Annotated in this window: 1 pseudogene; it reads left to right on the top strand. The window is 58.0% G+C overall.

Going from position 1 to position 255, the window contains the following annotated elements:
* Nucleotides 1–67 precede the first annotated feature (67 nt).
* A pseudogene (locus AB3X86_RS38500) lies at nt 68–255 on the top strand (transposase); the annotation flags it as partial.

The raw sequence follows: 255 nt of genomic DNA, 5'->3' as shown, positions 1-255 counted from the left end.
TGTTACCGAGCTAGGCTCGTTGCCTCAAGTATTTTGCTACCTGTCAGACGGCTGGCAGGGGCGACTTATGACGAGGCGGCTCAGCATGACAACACGACGGGAATTGACTGAGGCGGTTGGCGAGCGGTATCGACGTTCTGACCGGACGGAGAAACGCCAGATCCTGGACGAATTCATTGAATTGACCGGCTATCACCGTAAGCATGCGATCCGGGTGCTGTGTCGGGATCCGCAGCCGCAAAGGGCGAAGCCAGG

This window comes from Paraburkholderia sp. BR14374, from assembly GCF_040948685.1.
Classification (GTDB): domain Bacteria; phylum Pseudomonadota; class Gammaproteobacteria; order Burkholderiales; family Burkholderiaceae; genus Paraburkholderia; species Paraburkholderia youngii.
Note: the sequence above shows the minus strand (reverse complement) of the source record. Positions and strands in the feature narration are given on the sequence as shown.